13 protein-coding genes are annotated in these 15,965 nt (G+C 61.7%); 7 read left to right on the top strand and 6 right to left on the bottom strand.

Annotation, left to right across the window (positions count from 1 at the left end):
- Nucleotides 1–536: 536 nt before the first annotated feature.
- From recG to gntU, 3 genes are all read right to left on the bottom strand, one after another.
- The gene (gene recG, locus BSP75_RS15080; protein WP_075113725.1) at nucleotides 537–2,606 is read right to left on the bottom strand and encodes an ATP-dependent DNA helicase RecG; all 2,070 of its coding nucleotides are present in this window, start codon (nucleotides 2,604–2,606) and stop codon (nucleotides 537–539) included.
- Between the two features lie 190 nt (nucleotides 2,607–2,796).
- Nucleotides 2,797–4,146: a CDP-diacylglycerol--serine O-phosphatidyltransferase gene (gene pssA / locus BSP75_RS15075; protein ID WP_075113724.1), complete on the bottom strand. Its 1,350-nt coding sequence runs from the start codon at nucleotides 4,144–4,146 to the stop codon at nucleotides 2,797–2,799.
- 150 nt (nucleotides 4,147–4,296) lie between these two features.
- Nucleotides 4,297–5,637, bottom strand: a complete 1,341-nt coding sequence (gene gntU, locus BSP75_RS15070) for a gluconate transporter (protein ID WP_075113723.1) — start codon at nucleotides 5,635–5,637, stop codon at nucleotides 4,297–4,299.
- Nucleotides 5,638–5,881: 244 nt separating this feature from the next.
- On the opposite strand from gntU, the gene BSP75_RS15065 reads away from it, so the two are divergent.
- From BSP75_RS15065 to BSP75_RS15055, 3 genes are read left to right on the top strand one after another with little or no spacing between them, the layout of a single operon-like run.
- Entirely contained in the window at nucleotides 5,882–6,391 is a 510-nt protein-coding gene (locus BSP75_RS15065) for a gluconokinase (RefSeq protein WP_005340649.1), read from the top strand.
- Complete coding sequence (gene edd, locus BSP75_RS15060) at nucleotides 6,388–8,184, top strand: phosphogluconate dehydratase (protein WP_075113722.1); 1,797 nt, start codon at nucleotides 6,388–6,390, stop codon at nucleotides 8,182–8,184. Before BSP75_RS15065 ends, edd begins: the two co-directional genes overlap by 4 nt.
- Before the next feature lie 9 nt (nucleotides 8,185–8,193).
- Nucleotides 8,194–8,835, top strand: coding sequence for a bifunctional 4-hydroxy-2-oxoglutarate aldolase/2-dehydro-3-deoxy-phosphogluconate aldolase (locus BSP75_RS15055; protein WP_033138821.1), 642 nt, complete (start codon nucleotides 8,194–8,196; stop codon nucleotides 8,833–8,835).
- A 143-nt stretch (nucleotides 8,836–8,978) separates the two neighbouring features.
- Here the strand turns inward: BSP75_RS15055 and BSP75_RS15050 are convergent, their stop codons facing one another.
- Nucleotides 8,979–9,986: a substrate-binding domain-containing protein gene (locus BSP75_RS15050; protein WP_058052479.1), complete on the bottom strand. Its 1,008-nt coding sequence runs from the start codon at nucleotides 9,984–9,986 to the stop codon at nucleotides 8,979–8,981.
- 89 nt (nucleotides 9,987–10,075) lie between these two features.
- Here BSP75_RS15050 and BSP75_RS15045 point away from each other — a divergent pair, with 89 nt between their 5' ends.
- The gene (locus BSP75_RS15045) at nucleotides 10,076–10,726 is read left to right on the top strand and encodes a Qnr family pentapeptide repeat protein (protein WP_075113721.1); all 651 of its coding nucleotides are present in this window, start codon (nucleotides 10,076–10,078) and stop codon (nucleotides 10,724–10,726) included.
- A gap of 133 nt (nucleotides 10,727–10,859) precedes the next feature.
- On the opposite strand, the gene envC is transcribed toward BSP75_RS15045, so the two are convergent.
- Together envC and gpmM are read right to left on the bottom strand one after the other, a co-directional pair.
- A complete protein-coding gene (gene envC / locus BSP75_RS15040) occupies nucleotides 10,860–12,209 on the bottom strand; it encodes a murein hydrolase activator EnvC (protein ID WP_075113720.1) in 1,350 nt (449 codons plus the stop codon).
- A gap of 9 nt (nucleotides 12,210–12,218) precedes the next feature.
- Nucleotides 12,219–13,748 carry a 2,3-bisphosphoglycerate-independent phosphoglycerate mutase gene (gene gpmM, locus BSP75_RS15035; RefSeq protein ID WP_075113719.1) on the bottom strand — a complete coding sequence of 510 codons (1,530 nt, stop codon included), beginning with the start codon at nucleotides 13,746–13,748 and terminating at the stop codon, nucleotides 12,219–12,221.
- Between the two features lie 246 nt (nucleotides 13,749–13,994).
- Between gpmM and BSP75_RS15030 the strand changes: the two genes are divergently transcribed.
- The 3 genes from BSP75_RS15030 to gpsA are packed head-to-tail and all read left to right on the top strand — an operon-like array spanning nucleotide 13,995 to nucleotide 15,954.
- Nucleotides 13,995–14,426, top strand: coding sequence for a rhodanese-like domain-containing protein (locus BSP75_RS15030; protein ID WP_042059188.1), 432 nt, complete (start codon nucleotides 13,995–13,997; stop codon nucleotides 14,424–14,426).
- A gap of 50 nt (nucleotides 14,427–14,476) precedes the next feature.
- Nucleotides 14,477–14,947, top strand: coding sequence for a protein-export chaperone SecB (gene secB, locus BSP75_RS15025; RefSeq protein WP_042059186.1), 471 nt, complete (start codon nucleotides 14,477–14,479; stop codon nucleotides 14,945–14,947).
- Between the two features lie 2 nt (nucleotides 14,948–14,949).
- On the top strand, nucleotides 14,950–15,954 hold the full coding sequence (gpsA, locus tag BSP75_RS15020; protein ID WP_075113718.1) for an NAD(P)H-dependent glycerol-3-phosphate dehydrogenase: 1,005 nt from the start codon (nucleotides 14,950–14,952) through the stop codon (nucleotides 15,952–15,954).
- Nucleotides 15,955–15,965: the final 11 nt, after the last annotated feature.

Below are 15,965 nucleotides of genomic sequence, written 5' to 3'. Positions count from 1 at the left end.
CAGGCCGAGCCAGCGGCGGATCAGCGGGTCGACATGGCTTGGATGACGATCCATAAGGACATGTGCCCATCTTCTGCATCTACCTCGATCAGGCATTGGAATAGTGATCCCGTAAGCCGAGCCAGCGCCGTATCAAGGGTTCGACATGGCTCGGGTGCCTATCCATGAGGACATGTGTCCATCTTCTGCATCTACCTCGATCAGGCATTGGAATAGTGATCCCGTAAGCCGAGCCAGCGCCGTATCAAGGGTTCGACATGGCTCGGGTGCCTATCCATGAGGACATGTGTCCATCTTCTGCATCTACCTCGATCAGGCGTTTGAGTAGTGATCTCGCAGGCCAAGCCAGCGCCGTATCAAGGGTTCGACATGGTTTGGATGACTATCCATCAGGCAATGTGCCCATCTTCTGCATCTACCTCGATCAGGCATTGGAATAGTGATCCCGTAAGCCGAGCCAGCGCCGTATCAAGGGTTCGACATGGTTTGGATGACTATCCATCAGGCAATGTGCCCATCTTCTGCATCTACCTCGATCAGGCATTGGAATAGTGATCCCGTAAGCCGAGCCAGCGCCGTATCAAGGGTTCGACATGACTCGGATGCCTATCCATAAGGAAGCGCGCCATCTTCTGTACCTGCGGAATAAGCGGCTGATCTCGCACCAGATCGGCGATCTTGAGGTCGGCCAGACCGGTCTGGCGGGTGCCGAGCAGTTCGCCCGGGCCGCGCAGTTCCAAGTCGCGCTGGGCGATCAGGAAGCCATCGTTGGTCTCCCGCAGCACCCCGAGTCGGCTCTGGGCCGTCTTGGACAAGGGGGCATGATAGAGCAGCACGCAGTGGGAGGCCACCGCCCCCCGGCCAACCCGACCGCGCAGCTGGTGCAACTGCGCCAGCCCCAGTCGCTCAGGGTTCTCGATGATCATCAGGCTGGCGTTGGGTACATCCACCCCCACCTCGATGACGGTAGTGGCGACCAGCAGTTGCAGTATGCCTGCCTTGAACTCCTCCATCACCCGCTGTTTCTCGACCGGACGCATCCGGCCGTGCACCAGCCCGATATGCAGCCCAGGCAGCAGGTTCTGCAGCTCGGCGGCGGTATCCTCGGCGGCCTGGCACTCCAGCACCTCCGACTCCTCGATCAGGGTGCAGACCCAGTAGGCCTGCTTGCCCTCGGTGCAGGCGAGCTTGACCCGTTCGATCACGTCGCTGCGACGGCTGTCGGGCAGCGCGACTGTGGTGATGGGGGTACGGCCCGGCGGCAGTTCATCGATCACCGAGGTGTCGAGGTCGGCGTAGGCGGTCATCGCCAGGGTGCGGGGGATGGGGGTGGCGGTCATGATCAGCTGATGGGGATGTACCCCTTCACGCTCCCCTTTCTCGCGCAGGGCGAGGCGCTGATGCACCCCGAATCTGTGCTGTTCGTCGATGATGACCAGCGCCAGACGATGGAACACCACCTGCTCCTGAAAGATGGCGTGGGTGCCCACCACCATCTTGACGCTGCCATCGGCGATCGCGGTCAGCGACTCTTCCCGCGCCTTGCCCTTCTGCTTGCCAGCCAGCCAGCCAACTCCGATGCCGAGTGGTTCCAACCACTTGGCGAAGTTGATGGCGTGCTGTTCGGCCAGCAACTCGGTCGGTGCCATCAGCCCCACCTGACAGCCGTTGCCGATGGCTTGCAGGGCGGCGAGTGCCGCGACCAGCGTCTTGCCGGAGCCCACATCCCCCTGCACCAGCCGCATCATGGGGTGGCTCTGTTGCAGATCCTTAGCTATTTCCGCCACTACCCGGCTCTGGGCGCCGGTCGGTTTGAACGGCAGGGCGCCGAGCAGCTGTTCAACCAGCGCGGGCGCCGGTTTGAGGGCGCGGGCCAGCTGGGTTTGCGCCTGAGCGCGCACCTTGAGTACCGAGAGGTTGTGAGCCAGCAGCTCCTCCAGCACCAGCCGCTGCTGGGCCGGATGCTGGCCGCTCTCCAGCAGTGGCAGGGCCACCGAGGGGGGCGGGCGGTGCAGCAATTTCAGGGCGGCGGCCAGTTCAATCTGGTGGGGATAGAGGCCGGCGGGCAGCAGCTCCTCCACGCCATAGAGGTCGAGCTGGGCCAGCGCCTGATCGGTGAGGTTGCGCAGGGTGAGCTGGCGCAGCCCTTCGGTAGTCGGGTAGACGGGGGTGAGCGCCTCTTCGGTCTGACCCGCCTGCTCCTCGCCGAGCAGCTTGTACTCGGGGTGGGCCATCTCCAGCCCGTATTTGCCGGGGCGCACCTCGCCAAAGCAGCGGATCAGACGGCCCGCCGCCAGACTGTTCTTCTGGGCGGCGGTGAAGTTGAAGAAGCGCAGGGTGAGGGTGCCGGTACCGTCGCTGATGCGACAGACCATCATGCGGCGGCGCCCCATCACCAGCTGAGTGTCCTGGATTTCGCCCTCGACGGCGCCATGCAGCCCGGGCGGCAGATCGCCGATGGGCCACACCTGGGTGCGGTCCTCGTAGCGCAGGGGGAGGTGGAACAGCAGATCCTGTACCGTGGCCAGCCCCAGCCGCTCGAGCTTCTCCAGCATCTTGCTGCCGACACCTTTAAGGCTATCGAGAGGAATTTTATCCAATTTCATCAATTAGATGCCCGAAAACACTGTAAATATGTCCAGATGATAGGGGTTGTTGAGGGGCCGATGCAAGCCGAGTTGCTGCTGGCAGGGCCACCAACGCGGGGGAAACGGCGGATATAACAAAGGCCTGCCGAAAACGGGAGGCCTTTGTACGGCTGCCAACAGGCAAGGTGCGGGCGCATGGCGCCCAAGGTCAGATGATGCGTTTGAGCAGCAGATGGGCCTTGACCCTGTGGATCCGTCCCAGCAGCTTGCGCACCTGTTCCGGGTAGTCTTGGATCTGCTCCACCTGATCGAAGTGGCTGATCCGCTTGGTGTTGGTCAGGATGTTCTCCCGCTCCGCGTTGAACTGGGGACGCAGCAGGTGGCGACGATCGTGCACCAGCAGGCCATTCTCCAGATCCAGCGCCCAGGCGCGGGGGTTGAGGTTGTTGCCGGTGAGCAGCGCCCACTCGTCATCCACGAAGATCCCCTTGAGATGGTAGGAGTTGCGCTCGCAACACCAGAGCATCAGGTTGAGGCGGCCATCGTCGATGTGACGCTGGTTGCGCTCGGCAAACTTGCGCAGATTGGTCTCATAGAGATAGGGCAGGCCACCGATGGTGGAGAACTTCTCTTCCGGCGGAATGAAGAAGTCGTTGGCGGTCTTGTCGCCCACTACGATGGTGACTTTGCAACCGCGCTGCAGCAGATCCTCGATATCCTTGCTCAACTCCTTGGGCGGGTTGAAGTAAGGGGTGCAGATGAAGATCTCCCGCTCGGTGGCGCGCACCAGATTGCGGATCATCAGGTTGAGCTGATTGTTGCGCTTGCCCAGACCCACCATGGGGGTGACGGCCACTTCCTGAGTGTTGACCGGCATGGTGCTGAAGCGGTACTGGCTCTGGCGCAGGTTCTGCTTGAAGCGGCGGATCGGCCCCTTCAGCTGCTTGGCGCTGGGGATATCGCTGTGATCCAGTCGCTGCACCGCGTCGCTCTTCACGAACAGGTCGTCCACGTAGTTGACCATGCTGCGGGCCAGCTCCGGGCTGGTGATCTGGTGATAGCGATCGAAGCGGTAGCGATCCTGCTGGTGCAGGTAGATGTCGTTGAGGCTGGCGCCGGAGTAGAGCACCACATCATCAAAGATGAAGCCCTTGAGGTGCAGCACGCCGAGCAGCTCGCGCCCCTTGACCGGCACGCCGTAGATTTCGATCTGGTGCTCGTGTTCGGCAGCCATGCCCTGATACATCAGGTGGTTGCCGCCCTGCTTGCCCTTGCCGATCAGGCCGCGCTGGGCACGGTGGAAGTCGACGAACAGCTTGATGTCGAGGGCCGGATTGCGCTGCTTGGCGGCGTAGAGGGCGGAGAGGATCTCCCGTCCCGCCTCGTCATCCTGCAGATAGAGCGCGACCAGATAGATGCGCCGGGTGGCACTGGCGATAAGCGCCAGAATGCGGCTTTTGAAATCCTGCGCGCTGTAGAGCACTTCAAACTGATCCGCCGCGACGGCGATCTGGGGCAGGCGCGCCAGCAGTTGTCGATAATGGGCCGATGAATGCATAGATAAACCTGAAATCACGGGGTTAAGCGTTCCACTCGGAGCGATGAATAGGCGATTCTAGCAATCTCGCCCTCTCAGCCAAAGAAAGAATCATCAGAAAGATGAAAAAGGCCTCACGAGTGAGGCCTTTTTGTCAGCTTTTCGCCCTTGTCAGAGGAAGCTGTAGATGATCATCGCCATCACGCCGCCGGTGGTGCCGATGATGGTTTCCATCACGGTCCAGGTCTGCAGGGTCTGCTTCTCGGAGAGACCGAGGTAGCGGTTGGCCAGCCAGAAACCGGAGTCGTTGACATGGGAGAGCACGATGGCACCGCCGCCGATGGCGATGGTGACGGCCGCCAGCTGGGCGCCGTTCAGACCGAGCGGTTCCAGCATCGGCAGCACCAGACCGCAGGCGGTCAGCATGGCGACGGTGGCAGAGCCCTGAATCACTCGGACTGCGGCCGCCAGAATGAAGGCCAGCGCGACGATGGGCAGACCGGAGTCGGCCAGCATGTTGCCCAGCGCGGCACCGACGCCGGAATCAACCAGCACCTGCTTGAACACGCCACCGGCACCGGTCACCAGTATGATGACACCGGCGGGCTGGATGGCGCTGTTGCAGACGCTCATCACCTCGTCACGTGACATGCCGCGGCGAATACCCAGCAAATAGAAGGCGGCCAGACAGGCGACCATGATGGCGGTGAAGGGGTGACCGATGAACTCCAGCCAGCCGTGCAGGGTAGAGCCCGCCTCGACGAAGCGGCCGACGATGGTCTTGAGGCCGATCAGCAGCAGCGGCAGACCGATCAGACCCATGGCCAGCCCGAAGGAGGGCAGGGATTTGCTGTCATCGTGGACGCTGTTCTGGGCATCGGCAGGCAGCGGCACATCGACGATCTTGCTGATGAAGTCACCGAACAGCGGGCCAGCCAGGATCAGTGCCGGTACGGCGGCGATCAGGCCGAACAGGATCATGTAGCCGAAGTCTGCACCCAGCTGGGATGCCACCAGGATCGGGCCCGGCGCCGGAATAAGGAAGGCTTGGCAAGTGGCGATACCCGCCAGCAGGGCGATACCGATCTTCACCACGCTGCCGCCGCCACGACGAACGATGGCGAAAGCGACACCGATCAGCAGCACCACGGCCACGTCAAAGAACAGCGGCAGGGCGCAGACAAAGCCGGTCAGGGCCATGGCCCAGTTGGCGCGCTTGACGCCGAACTTGCCGAGCAGGGTGTGGGCTACCCGGTCGAGGGCGCCGGTCACTTCCATCACCTTGCCGAACATGGCGCCCAGCGCCACCACTACGGCGACGAAACCGAGGGTGCCACCCATCCCTTTCTGGATGGTTGCGGCGATATCGGCCGGGTTCATGCCAGCGGCGAGACCCGCCACCATGGAGACCAGGATCAGGGCTACCACGGCGTGGAGCCGGGCCTTCATCACCAGGAAGAGCAGCAGCACAATCGAGCCGGCGGCCGTCATGATCAGGGAGAGGTCAGACATTGTTATGCGTTCCTTTTTCCAAGTTCAGAGTGACACCTTGCCGATCCGTCGGCAAACCATATCTTTATGATTTATTTAGATTTATGGCAAGGGCTCAACATCATATGCCCAGGTGACTATGGGTTTGCTCAGTCTGTGGCAGACTTCACATTTTCAATCGTTACCGGTAACATGTTACCGGTAACGTGTTAGATTAGAACCCATCAACAGCTGGTTTTTTGAAAAGTGGGACAGAGGTCAAATTATGGCGGGTAAGTGCATTATCGTGATGGGTGTGTGTGGTAGCGGCAAATCCAGCGTGGGTCTGAAAGTGGCCGAAGCGCTGGGCGCCAAGTTCATCGATGGTGATGACCTGCACCCCAAGGCCAACATCCAGAAGATGGCTGGCGGCAACCCCCTCAACGATGAGGATCGTGCCCCCTGGCTGGAGCGGATCCGCGACGCCGCCTACAGTCTCGAGCAGAAGAACGAGACCGGCATCATTGTCTGTTCCGCCCTCAAAAAGAAGTACCGCGACCAGATCCGCGAAGGCAACGAGTCGGTCAGCTTTATCTTCCTCGATGGCAGCCAGCCGCTGATCCTCGAGCGGATGCGTGCCCGCAAAGGCCATTTCATGCGTGAAAGCATGGTACAAAGTCAGTTCGATACCCTGGAGCGCCCGGATGGCGAAGCCGGTGTATTCCACATTGATATAGACGGCACCTTCGAACAGGTGGTTGACCGCGCCGTCACAGCATTGGAGCAAGCCCAATGATTCATCAGGTAATTTCCGACGTCACCGCCCGCATCCGCGAACGCAGTGTCGCCCGTCGTCAGGCATTTCTGGCCCGCATCCAGCGTCAGGCAGAGCAGGGCAAGACTCGCGCCGCGCTGGCCTGCGGCAACCTGGCTCACGCCGTGGCGGCCTGCAGCAGTGACGAGAAGGGTCGCATCCTCGACATGACCCGCGCCAACGTCGGCATCGTCACCGCCTACAACGACATGCTGAGCGCCCATCAGCCCTATCAGGGCTATCCGGATCAGATCAAGGCCGTGCTGGCCGAGCTGGGCCACAGCGCCCAGGTTGCTGGCGGTGTGCCCGCCATGTGCGACGGCGTGACTCAGGGGCAACCGGGGATGGACATGTCCCTGTTCTCCCGCGACTTGATCGCCCAGGCGACCGCGCTGTCGCTCTCTCACAACACTTTCGATGCCACCCTGCTGCTCGGCATCTGCGACAAGATCGCCCCGGGCCAGATCATGGGGGCGCTCTCCCACGCCCATCTGCCGACAGCATTCGTACCTGCTGGCCCGATGGCGAGCGGTATCAGCAACGACGAGAAGGTGAAGGTTCGTCAGAAGTACGCCGCCGGTGAAGTAGGGCGCGATGCCCTGCTGGAGATGGAGTGCGGCGCATACCACGCGGCGGGCACCTGCACCTTCTACGGCACCGCCAACACCAACCAGCTGGTGTTCGAGGCCATGGGTCTGATGCTGCCGGGCTCCGCTTTTGTGCATCCGCACAGCGAACTGCGCCGCGCTCTGACCGCCGAGGCGGCTCGCCGCATCAGCGCCATGATCCCGGGCTCACCCGCCTATCGCCCGCTGAGCGAGGTGCTGGACGAGCGATCCTTAGTCAACGGTCTGGTGGCCTTGCTCGCCTCCGGCGGCAGCACCAACCACAGCATCCACATGGTGGCGCTGGCCCGCGCCGCCGGTCTGGTGCTGACTTGGGATGACATCAGCGATCTCTCCGACGTGGTGCCGCTCTTGGTTCGCATGTACCCGAACGGTCCGGCCGACGTCAACGCCTTCGAACAGGCAGGCGGTGTGCCCGGCCTGATGCGCCGTCTGGCGCAAGAGGGGCTGATCCACATGGATGCCACCCCGGTCTTTGGCGAGATGCAGGATTACCTCAGCCGTCCGGCACTGGTCGATGGCCAGCTGGTATGGCAGCCGGTGGGCGAGAGCAGCGATGCGAGCGTGCTCTCTCCCACGGGTAGCGTATTCAATGCGACCGGCGGCACCAAGCTGCTGGCGGGCAATCTGGGCCGAGCCGTAGTCAAGGTCTCTGCGGTTGCTCCCGAGTATCGGGTGATTGAAGCGCCGGCGCGGGTCTTCTCCTCCCAGCATGCGGTGGAGGCGGCCTACAAGGCGGGCGATCTCAATCAGGACGCCGTGATCGTGGTGCGTCACAATGGCCCGGCCGCCAACGGCATGCCGGAGCTGCACAAGCTGATGCCGGTGCTCGGCAATCTGCAAAAAGCCGGTTACAAGGTGGCGCTGGTCACCGATGGCCGTCTCTCCGGCGCCTCCGGCAAGATCCCGGCCGCCATCCACGTCACCCCGGAAGCGCTGCACGGCGGTGCCATCGGCCTGCTTGCCGATGGCGATCTGTTGCGGGTGGATGCGGTGAGTGGTCGCCTCGACTGCCTGACCGATTTGAGTGGCCGCACCCAGGCCGAGATTGACCTCACTCTGGAACAAGAGGGGTGGGGCCGTGAACTGTTCAGCGTGATGCGTCGCGCGGTATCGAGCGCCGAGTGTGGCGCCACCATCTTTGAATAAGGAAGAGCTATGCAGAACTGGAAAGTGACTCCGGCCGAGGTGTTTGCCGCCTCCCCGCTGGTACCCGTGATGGTTATCAACGAGCTGGATCAGGCCCTGCCGATGGCCAAGGCGCTGCTCGACGGCGGCATCTCCGTCTTCGAAATCACCCTGCGCACCCCGGTGGCGCTCGATGCCATCGCCCTCATCGCCAAGGCGATGCCGGATGCCATGGTCGGTGCCGGGACTGTGCTCAACTGCGCGCAGTTTGACGCAGCCGTCGCCGCCGGTGCCCGCTTCGTCATCTCCCCGGGGATGACGCCGGCCCTGCTGGCCCACGCGGCCAAGAGCACGGCGCCGCTGATCCCGGGCGTGGCGACCCCGTCCGAGGTGATGCAGGCGCTGGAAGCGGGCTACGACCACCTGAAGTTCTTCCCGGCCGAAGCGAACGGCGGCACCAAGGCGCTCTCCGCCATTGCCGCGCCGCTGCCCCAGGTGAAGTTCTGCCCGACCGGCGGTATCGGCCCGAAAAATGTGGCCGACTATCTGGCGCTCAAGTGCGTGGCCACCGTCGGCGGCTCCTGGATGCTGCCGGCCGATGCGGTCAAGAGCGGCAACTGGGAAGAGGTGACTCGCCTCTCCCGTGAAGCGGTTGAAATGGTTAAACGCTAAGCGTCAGTTGTGCAGAAAAACCAGACAGGCCACCCTCGGGTGGCCTGTCTGGTTTTTCATTTCTCCCTCGGTGGGGCCAAATATCTTCGCGCGGCCGATTACGCTGCGCTAATCGACCCTACCCGATCCGTTGTTGTGGGCTATCACCCGAGGCTTTCCCCTTCATAGAGAGAAAAACCGATGTCTTTGCGGGTCTCTGGCAAGGGATGGCCATTAAGACGCGCCAGCAGCATGGTGGCCGCCTCCCGGCCGATCGCTTCCCGCGGGGTGGCGATACTGGCCAGCTTGGGGGTCATGGCGTGGCCGATGTCGAGGGCGTTGCAGCCGGCGATGGCGATCTGCTGGGGCACCGGAATCCACTTGGCCTGACATTGCAGCAGGGCGCCCACCGCCAGATCATCGTTGGTGCAGAACAGGCCGTCGAGGTCGGGATAGCGCACCAGCGCCTGATCCAGCAACTCGCCCCCCAGGGTGAAACTGGAGGATTGCTCGGTCAGCAGATGCTGGCCGGTGAGGCCGAAGTCGGTCATCGCCTGATAATAGCCCTCCATCCGCAACTGGGTACGCACGTCGAGCCGCGCCCCCAGATAGACCACCTTGCGTCGGCCTCGGCGCAGCATCTCTGTTACCATGGCCCGGGCAGCGGCGCTATGATCCATGCCGACCACCATGTCGATTGGGGTATCAGACAGATCCATGGTCTCTACCACCGGAATGCCGGCGGTGGCGATCATCTTGCGGGTGCGCTCGGTGTGCTGGCTGTCGGAGAGGATCAGCCCGTCCACATGGTAGGAGAGCAGGGACGCGACCTGCTCCTCCTCCCGCTCTGGACTGTAGCCGTAGTGGGCCAGCAGGGTCTGGTAACCGGCCGGTCGGGTCACCGACTCGATGCCGTGGATCACCGCCGAGAAGACCTGGTTGGAGAGGGAGGGGATCAGGATGCCGATCGCCTTGCTGGTCGCGTTGGAGAGAATGTCCGGCGCCCGGTTGGGGATATAGCCCAGCTCTTCCACCGCCGCCGCGATCCGCTCGCGGGTCCCCTCCGCCACGGTCTGCGGGTCGCGCAGATAGCGGCTGACAGTCATCTTGGTCACGCCGGTCTGGTCGGCGATATCTTGCAGGGTGGGGCGGCGCTTGCGGGTGGGGCTCATAGGGGTGTCCAGGGTGGATGTTACATGTAACATTACCGTTTTCGGCAGATAAAGTCAGCATATGAAGCCGTTTTTGCAGGAGTTTTCCGATGATCAGAGGCAAGCAGTTCGTGGATGTCCGGTTCGAGCAACAGGATGTGGAGGGGGAGCAGTTCTCGGAGTGCCGCTTTATCGGCTGCAACTTCTCTTGGCTGGATCTGGGCGATAGCCGCTTCATCGATTGCAGCTTCTACGATCGGGAGAGTGAGCGGGGCTGCCTGTTGCAGGGTTGCGATCTGCGCGAGGCCAGCTTCCTGCGCTGCGATCTCACCATGGCCGATTGCAGCCGCAGCCAGTGTCTGGGACTGGAGATGCGCAACTGTCAGGCGGTCGGCATCAACTTCGGCCACGCCAGCTTCGCCAACCAGATCACCGCCAAAAGCTACTTCTGCGATGCCCATCTGACCGGCAACAACTTCAGCTACGCCAGTTTCGAGGGGTGTCTGCTGGAAAAGTGCGAGCTGACCGAAAACCGCTGGCAGGGGGCCAACCTGTTCGGTGCCTCGCTGGCGGGCTCCGACCTCAGCGGCTCCGAGTTTGGCCAGATCGACTGGACCAGCTTCAAGCTGCAGGGCTGCGATCTGCGCCAGTGCGATCTGCCGGGGCTAGATCTGCGTCGGGTCGATCTGCAGGGGGTGCAGATCAACGAGGATCAGCAACAGACATTGCTGGAGCAGATCGGTCTGGTTGTGTTCCCCTGAGCCGAGCGAAAAAATTAGGTAATTTTTCATCAAATGGGCGCGACAGTGGATGGCGGTGCTCCTGAAACGACAAAAACCTGCGTGATGCAGGCTTTTGTCGTGAGCGTGTGACGCGCTTGTCGGTCGGGTTAACTCAACCCTTGGCCAGCCATTTGGTCGGGTTGATCGCCTCGCCCTGATAGCGGATTTCGAAGTAGAGGCCCGGTCTGTCCTGACCGCCACTGTCACCGACTAGTGCCACCGGTTCACCCTGCTCCACATTCTGGCCAACCTGACGCAGCAGCGACTGATTGTGACCGTAGAGGCTCATGTAGCCCTTACCGTGGTCGATTACCAGCAGCATGCCGAAACCGTCGAGCCAGTCGGCGTAGACCACTTGTCCCGGCGCGACAGCCTTGACCTGGGTCCCTTCGCTGGCGCCGATCAGGGTGCCTTTCCACTTGAGCTGGGCGGTGCGTGGTGAACCGTAGGAGATGAGGATCGGCCCCTGTACCGGCCAGCGCAGGCTGCCATTGGTCTTGAGGCCGCTGTAGTGGCCGGCAGTGCCAATGCCCGAGCCACGCTCCGGTTTGGTGCTGGCTACCTCTTCAACCGGTTCCGCCGGTTTGACGGTTTTGTTCTGCTGGGCGGCGAGTCGTTGCTGCTCGGCGCGGCGTTGCTCGGCCAGCTTGCGCTGACGCTCCTGCTCCGCTTTCAGCTTGGCCAGCCGCTCCCGCTCGGCCCGTTCACGGCGCTCCTGCTCTTCCCGCTTGCGGCGCAGCTCTTCCAGCCGGGCTTTCAGCGCTTTTTCCGCCTTGACCAGCTTGGTGAGCTTCTGCTCGTCATCCTGTACCGACTGTTGCAACTGGTTGCGCACCTTGGCCCGGCTCTGCTGGCTGGCCAGCAGGGTCTGGTGATGCTCCTGCTGTTCGGCAAGCAGGGTCTGCAGTCTGGTTTCGGTCTCTTTGGTGGCCAGCTGGTTTTTCGCCAGCTTGTCGCGGGTGGCGCGCAGGGCGTCGATGGCCTCGATGCGGGCCTTGTTGAGGTAGTCGTAGTAGTCGAGTGAGCGGCTCAGTTTGGCCGGATCCTGCTGATTGAGCAGCAGTTTGAGGTAGTCGTGGTTGCCCGCCTGAAAGGCGCTTTCCGCCTGCTTGGCCAGCAACTGCTTTTGATGTTTGGCTTGAACTTCCAGCGCCAGCTTGTCTTTTTGCAGGGTCGCCAGCTTCTGCTGGTTCTGCTTCAACTGCTGCCTGGTCTGGTTGAGTTTGGCGGCGGCGGCCGAGATGGCCTGCTCGTCAGCCTTGAGCTGGGTATTGAGCTTGGCAAGCTCCTGCTTGCTGAGCTTGATGGTCTTCTGTTGCTCTTTGATCTGGGACTGCATGGTGCCCAGCTGCTGATTGGCGGCAACGGCCGGGGTGGCGCCAAACGACAGGCAAAAAAACAGCGCGCCGGCCAACAGGCCGACGCGACTGGTTTTCTGTGAAATAACTTCGCATCCCCGCATGGGGAAGGATTATTTCAGAATCATCAGGGGCTTGCCAGTCATTTCCGGCGGCACCGGCAGACCCATCAGGGTCAGCATGGTGGGGGCCAGATCGGACAGTTTGCCACCTTCAGCAACCTCGGCTTTGCGACCGACATAGATGAGCGGAACCGGCAGATTGGTGTGGGCGGTGTGGGCCTGACCAGTCTCTTCGTCCAGCATCTTCTCGGCGTTGCCGTGGTCGGCAGTGATCAGGCATTCGCCACCCACTTCGGCCAGCGCCTCGGTGACACGACCCACGCAGTGGTCAACGGCTTCACAGGCTTTGACGGCGGCATCGAACACACCGGTGTGACCAACCATGTCGCCATTCGGGTAGTTACAGATGATGACGTCGTACTTGCCGCTCTTGATGGCCGCAACCAGCTTGTCGGTCAGCTCTTCGGAGCTCATTTCCGGCTGCAGGTCGTAGGTCGCCACTTTCGGGCTGGCCACGATCTCGCGATCTTCGCCAGCGAAGCAGGACTCTTCGCCACCGTTGAAGAAGAAGGTGACGTGAGCGTACTTCTCGGTTTCGGAGATGCGCAGCTGGGTCTTGCCCTGCTTGGCCAGCCACTCACCCAGGGTGTTGACCAGAGCGGTCGGCGGGTAGGCACAGGCGGTTTTGATGTCGGCCGCGTATTCGGTCAGCATCACGAAGTTCAGCGCCGGGGTGGCGGCACGGGCGAAACCGGTGAAGTCGGCGTCAACGAAGGCGCGGGTGATTTCACGGGCACGGTCGGCACGGAAGTTCATGAAAATCAGCGCATCGCCATCTTCCATCGGTGCAGCTTCGCCGATGCGGGTCGCTTTGACGAACTCGTCGTTCTCGTCGCGGGCATAGGCGGCAGCCAGTGCTTCGGTGGCGCTCTCGGCGGTGAACTCGCCCTTGCCCTGAGTCATCAGGTCATAGGCTTGCTGCACGCGATCCCAGCGGTTGTCACGGTCCATGGCGAAGTAACGGCCGATCATGGAGGCGAAACGCCCCTTGCCCAGCTTGGCGAACAGGGCGTCGAACAGCTCGATGGAGGACTGGGCGGAGCGCGGCGGAACGTCACGACCATCCAGGAAGGCGTGCAGGTAGATCTTCTCGGCGCCACGCTTGGCGGCCATCTCGATCATGCCCATGATGTGCTCTTCGTGGCTGTGTACGCCACCCGGGGACATCAGACCCATGATGTGCACGGCTTTGCCGTTGGTGACGGCAGCGTCAACAGCCTTGGCCAGCTCGACGTTCTGGAAGAAGTCGCCATCCTTGATGTCTTTGGAGATGCGGGTCAGCTCCTGATAGACGATGCGACCGGCACCGATGTTGACGTGACCCACTTCGGAGTTGCCCATCTGGCCATCAGGCAGACCGACGTCCAGACCGGAGCCGGAGATCAGGGTGCTGGTGTAGTCACGGGCCAGACGATCGAGGTTGGGAGTCTTGGCGGCAGCGACGGCGTTGTGCTCTTGCTTGGTGCTGTAGCCCCAACCGTCCATGATGACCAGAACCAAAGGTTTCTTAGCTGTTGACATAAGACTATGTCCTCTCGGATTGGAAAAAATGCGGGAAATGAAACTAGCGTAATATTACTACATCTGCCGAAATAGTCACCTGATAGCCAAGGGGCGCTCCCGTTGCCCCGCAAGCCACGCCCTTCCTGCCATGCTCGCTGCCCGTTGATGATGGGAGCCTGCTCGCGCTTTGCCGCCAAGATGGCTGATCTTATCAATACCCCCATGTATACTCGGGCCCTTGTCTTGGTCCCTGGATAGTAGAAGATGCAAGAGTATTTGGATTTTGCGGCCCGTAACCCGCTGCTGACAGCAGCCTGGTTGGGTCTGGCTGGCACCCTGGTTTACACCACTGTGCGTGCCCGTTTGTCTCCGGTAAAAACCGTCAACAATCACACCGCGACCCTGCTGATCAACCGCGAGAACGCCACCGTGGTGGATATTCGCAGTCAGGAAGAGTTCGCCAAGGGCCATCTGGCCGGTGCCCAGCACCTGCCGCTGACCCAGATCCAGAGCAATAATCTGGGCCCGGTTGAAAAGCATAAAGATGCCCCCATCATAGTGGTGTGCGAGTCGGGAATGACTGCGGGCGGCGCGGGCCGTCAGCTGAGCAAAGCTGGCTTCAAGCAGGTTTATGTGCTCGGCGGTGGCATGGCCCAATGGCGTGCAGAAAATCTGCCGGTAACCAAGAAACGCTGATTTAAGCAGGGCCTGAGCCCACTTATCCATATAACAAGGAATCAAACGAAATGGCTGACGAGATCAACAACCAGGAAGTACAACCGGAATTCCACATCCAGCGTGTTTACACCAAGGATGTCTCTTTCGAAGCGCCGAACACCCCGCACATCTTCCAGAAAGAGTGGCAGCCGGACGTCAAGCTGGATATGGATACCAAGACCAACATCCTGGCTGACAACGTGTACGAGGTTGTGCTGACCCTGACCGTGACCTGCAAACTGGAAACCGAAACTGCCTTCCTGTGCGAAGTACAGCAAGCCGGTATCTTCACCATCGGTAACCTGCCGGAGCCGCAACTGGCTCACTGCCTGGCTGCTTTCTGCCCGAACATCCTGTTCCCGTATGCCCGCGAAGCGGTGTCCAACCTGGTGAGCAAGGGTTCCTTCCCGCAGCTGAACCTGGCACCGGTCAACTTCGATGCCCTGTTTGCCCAGCACATGGCGCAAGCACAGGCCCAGCAGGCGACTGCGGAAGCCTGATAATGGCTGACCAGATCGCTATCTCGGTCTTGGGGGCGGGGTCTTATGGCTCCGCCCTTGCCATTTCTCTAGCGCGCAACGGTCATCCGACCCTGCTGTGGGGTCACGACCCCGCTCATGTTGCCGAGCTGGAACAAGACCGCTGCAACAAGGCATTTTTGCCTGATGTCCCTTTTCCTGTCGCTCTGGAGCTGACTGCGGATCTGCAACGTGCGGTACAAGCTGCCCCCGTGCTGCTGCTGGTCGTGCCGAGCCATGTATTTGGTGATGTACTGACCCGGATCAAGCCCTTCCTGCGCCCCGATACCCGTATCGCCTGGGCCACCAAGGGTCTGGAGCCGGACAGTGGCCGTCTGCTGCAGGATGTGGCCCGCGACGTGCTGGGTGACGAGATACCGCTGGCGGTGATCTCCGGCCCCACCTTCGCCAAGGAGCTGGCTGCCGGTCTGCCGACCGCCATCTCGGTCGCCTCGACCCACGACGAGTTCGCTGATGATCTCTCCCATCTGCTGCACTGTGGCCGCTCGTTCCGGGTCTATACCAATCCGGACTTCGTCGGTCTGCAGCTGGGTGGTGCGGTGAAGAACGTCATCGCCATCGGTGCCGGTCTCTCCGACGGGCTCGGGTTTGGCGCCAATGCCAGAACTGCGCTGATCACTCGGGGTCTGGTGGAGATGCAGCGTCTGGGTGCAGCCCTCGGTGCCGATGCCAAAACCTTTATGGGGATGGCGGGGCTCGGGGATCTGGTGCTCACCTGTACCGACAACCAGTCGCGCAACCGTCGCTTCGGGCTGGCCCTCGGGGCTGGCAAGGATGTGAACACTGCCATGACCGAGATCGGTCAGGTGGTGGAGGGGTATCGCAACACCAAAGAGGTGCATCTGCTGGCGGCCCGCTGCGGCGTCGAGATGCCCATCTGCGAGCAGATCTTCAAGGTGCTCTACGAGGGTAAGAACCCGAAAGAGGCGGCCATCGCCCTGCTGTCGCGGGACAAGAAGGACGAGTAATCTGCCGATTG

This window comes from Aeromonas sp. YN13HZO-058 (assembly GCF_001921245.1).
In the GTDB taxonomy this organism is placed as follows: domain Bacteria; phylum Pseudomonadota; class Gammaproteobacteria; order Enterobacterales; family Aeromonadaceae; genus Aeromonas; species Aeromonas allosaccharophila.
Note: the sequence above shows the minus strand (reverse complement) of the source record. Positions and strands in the feature narration are given on the sequence as shown.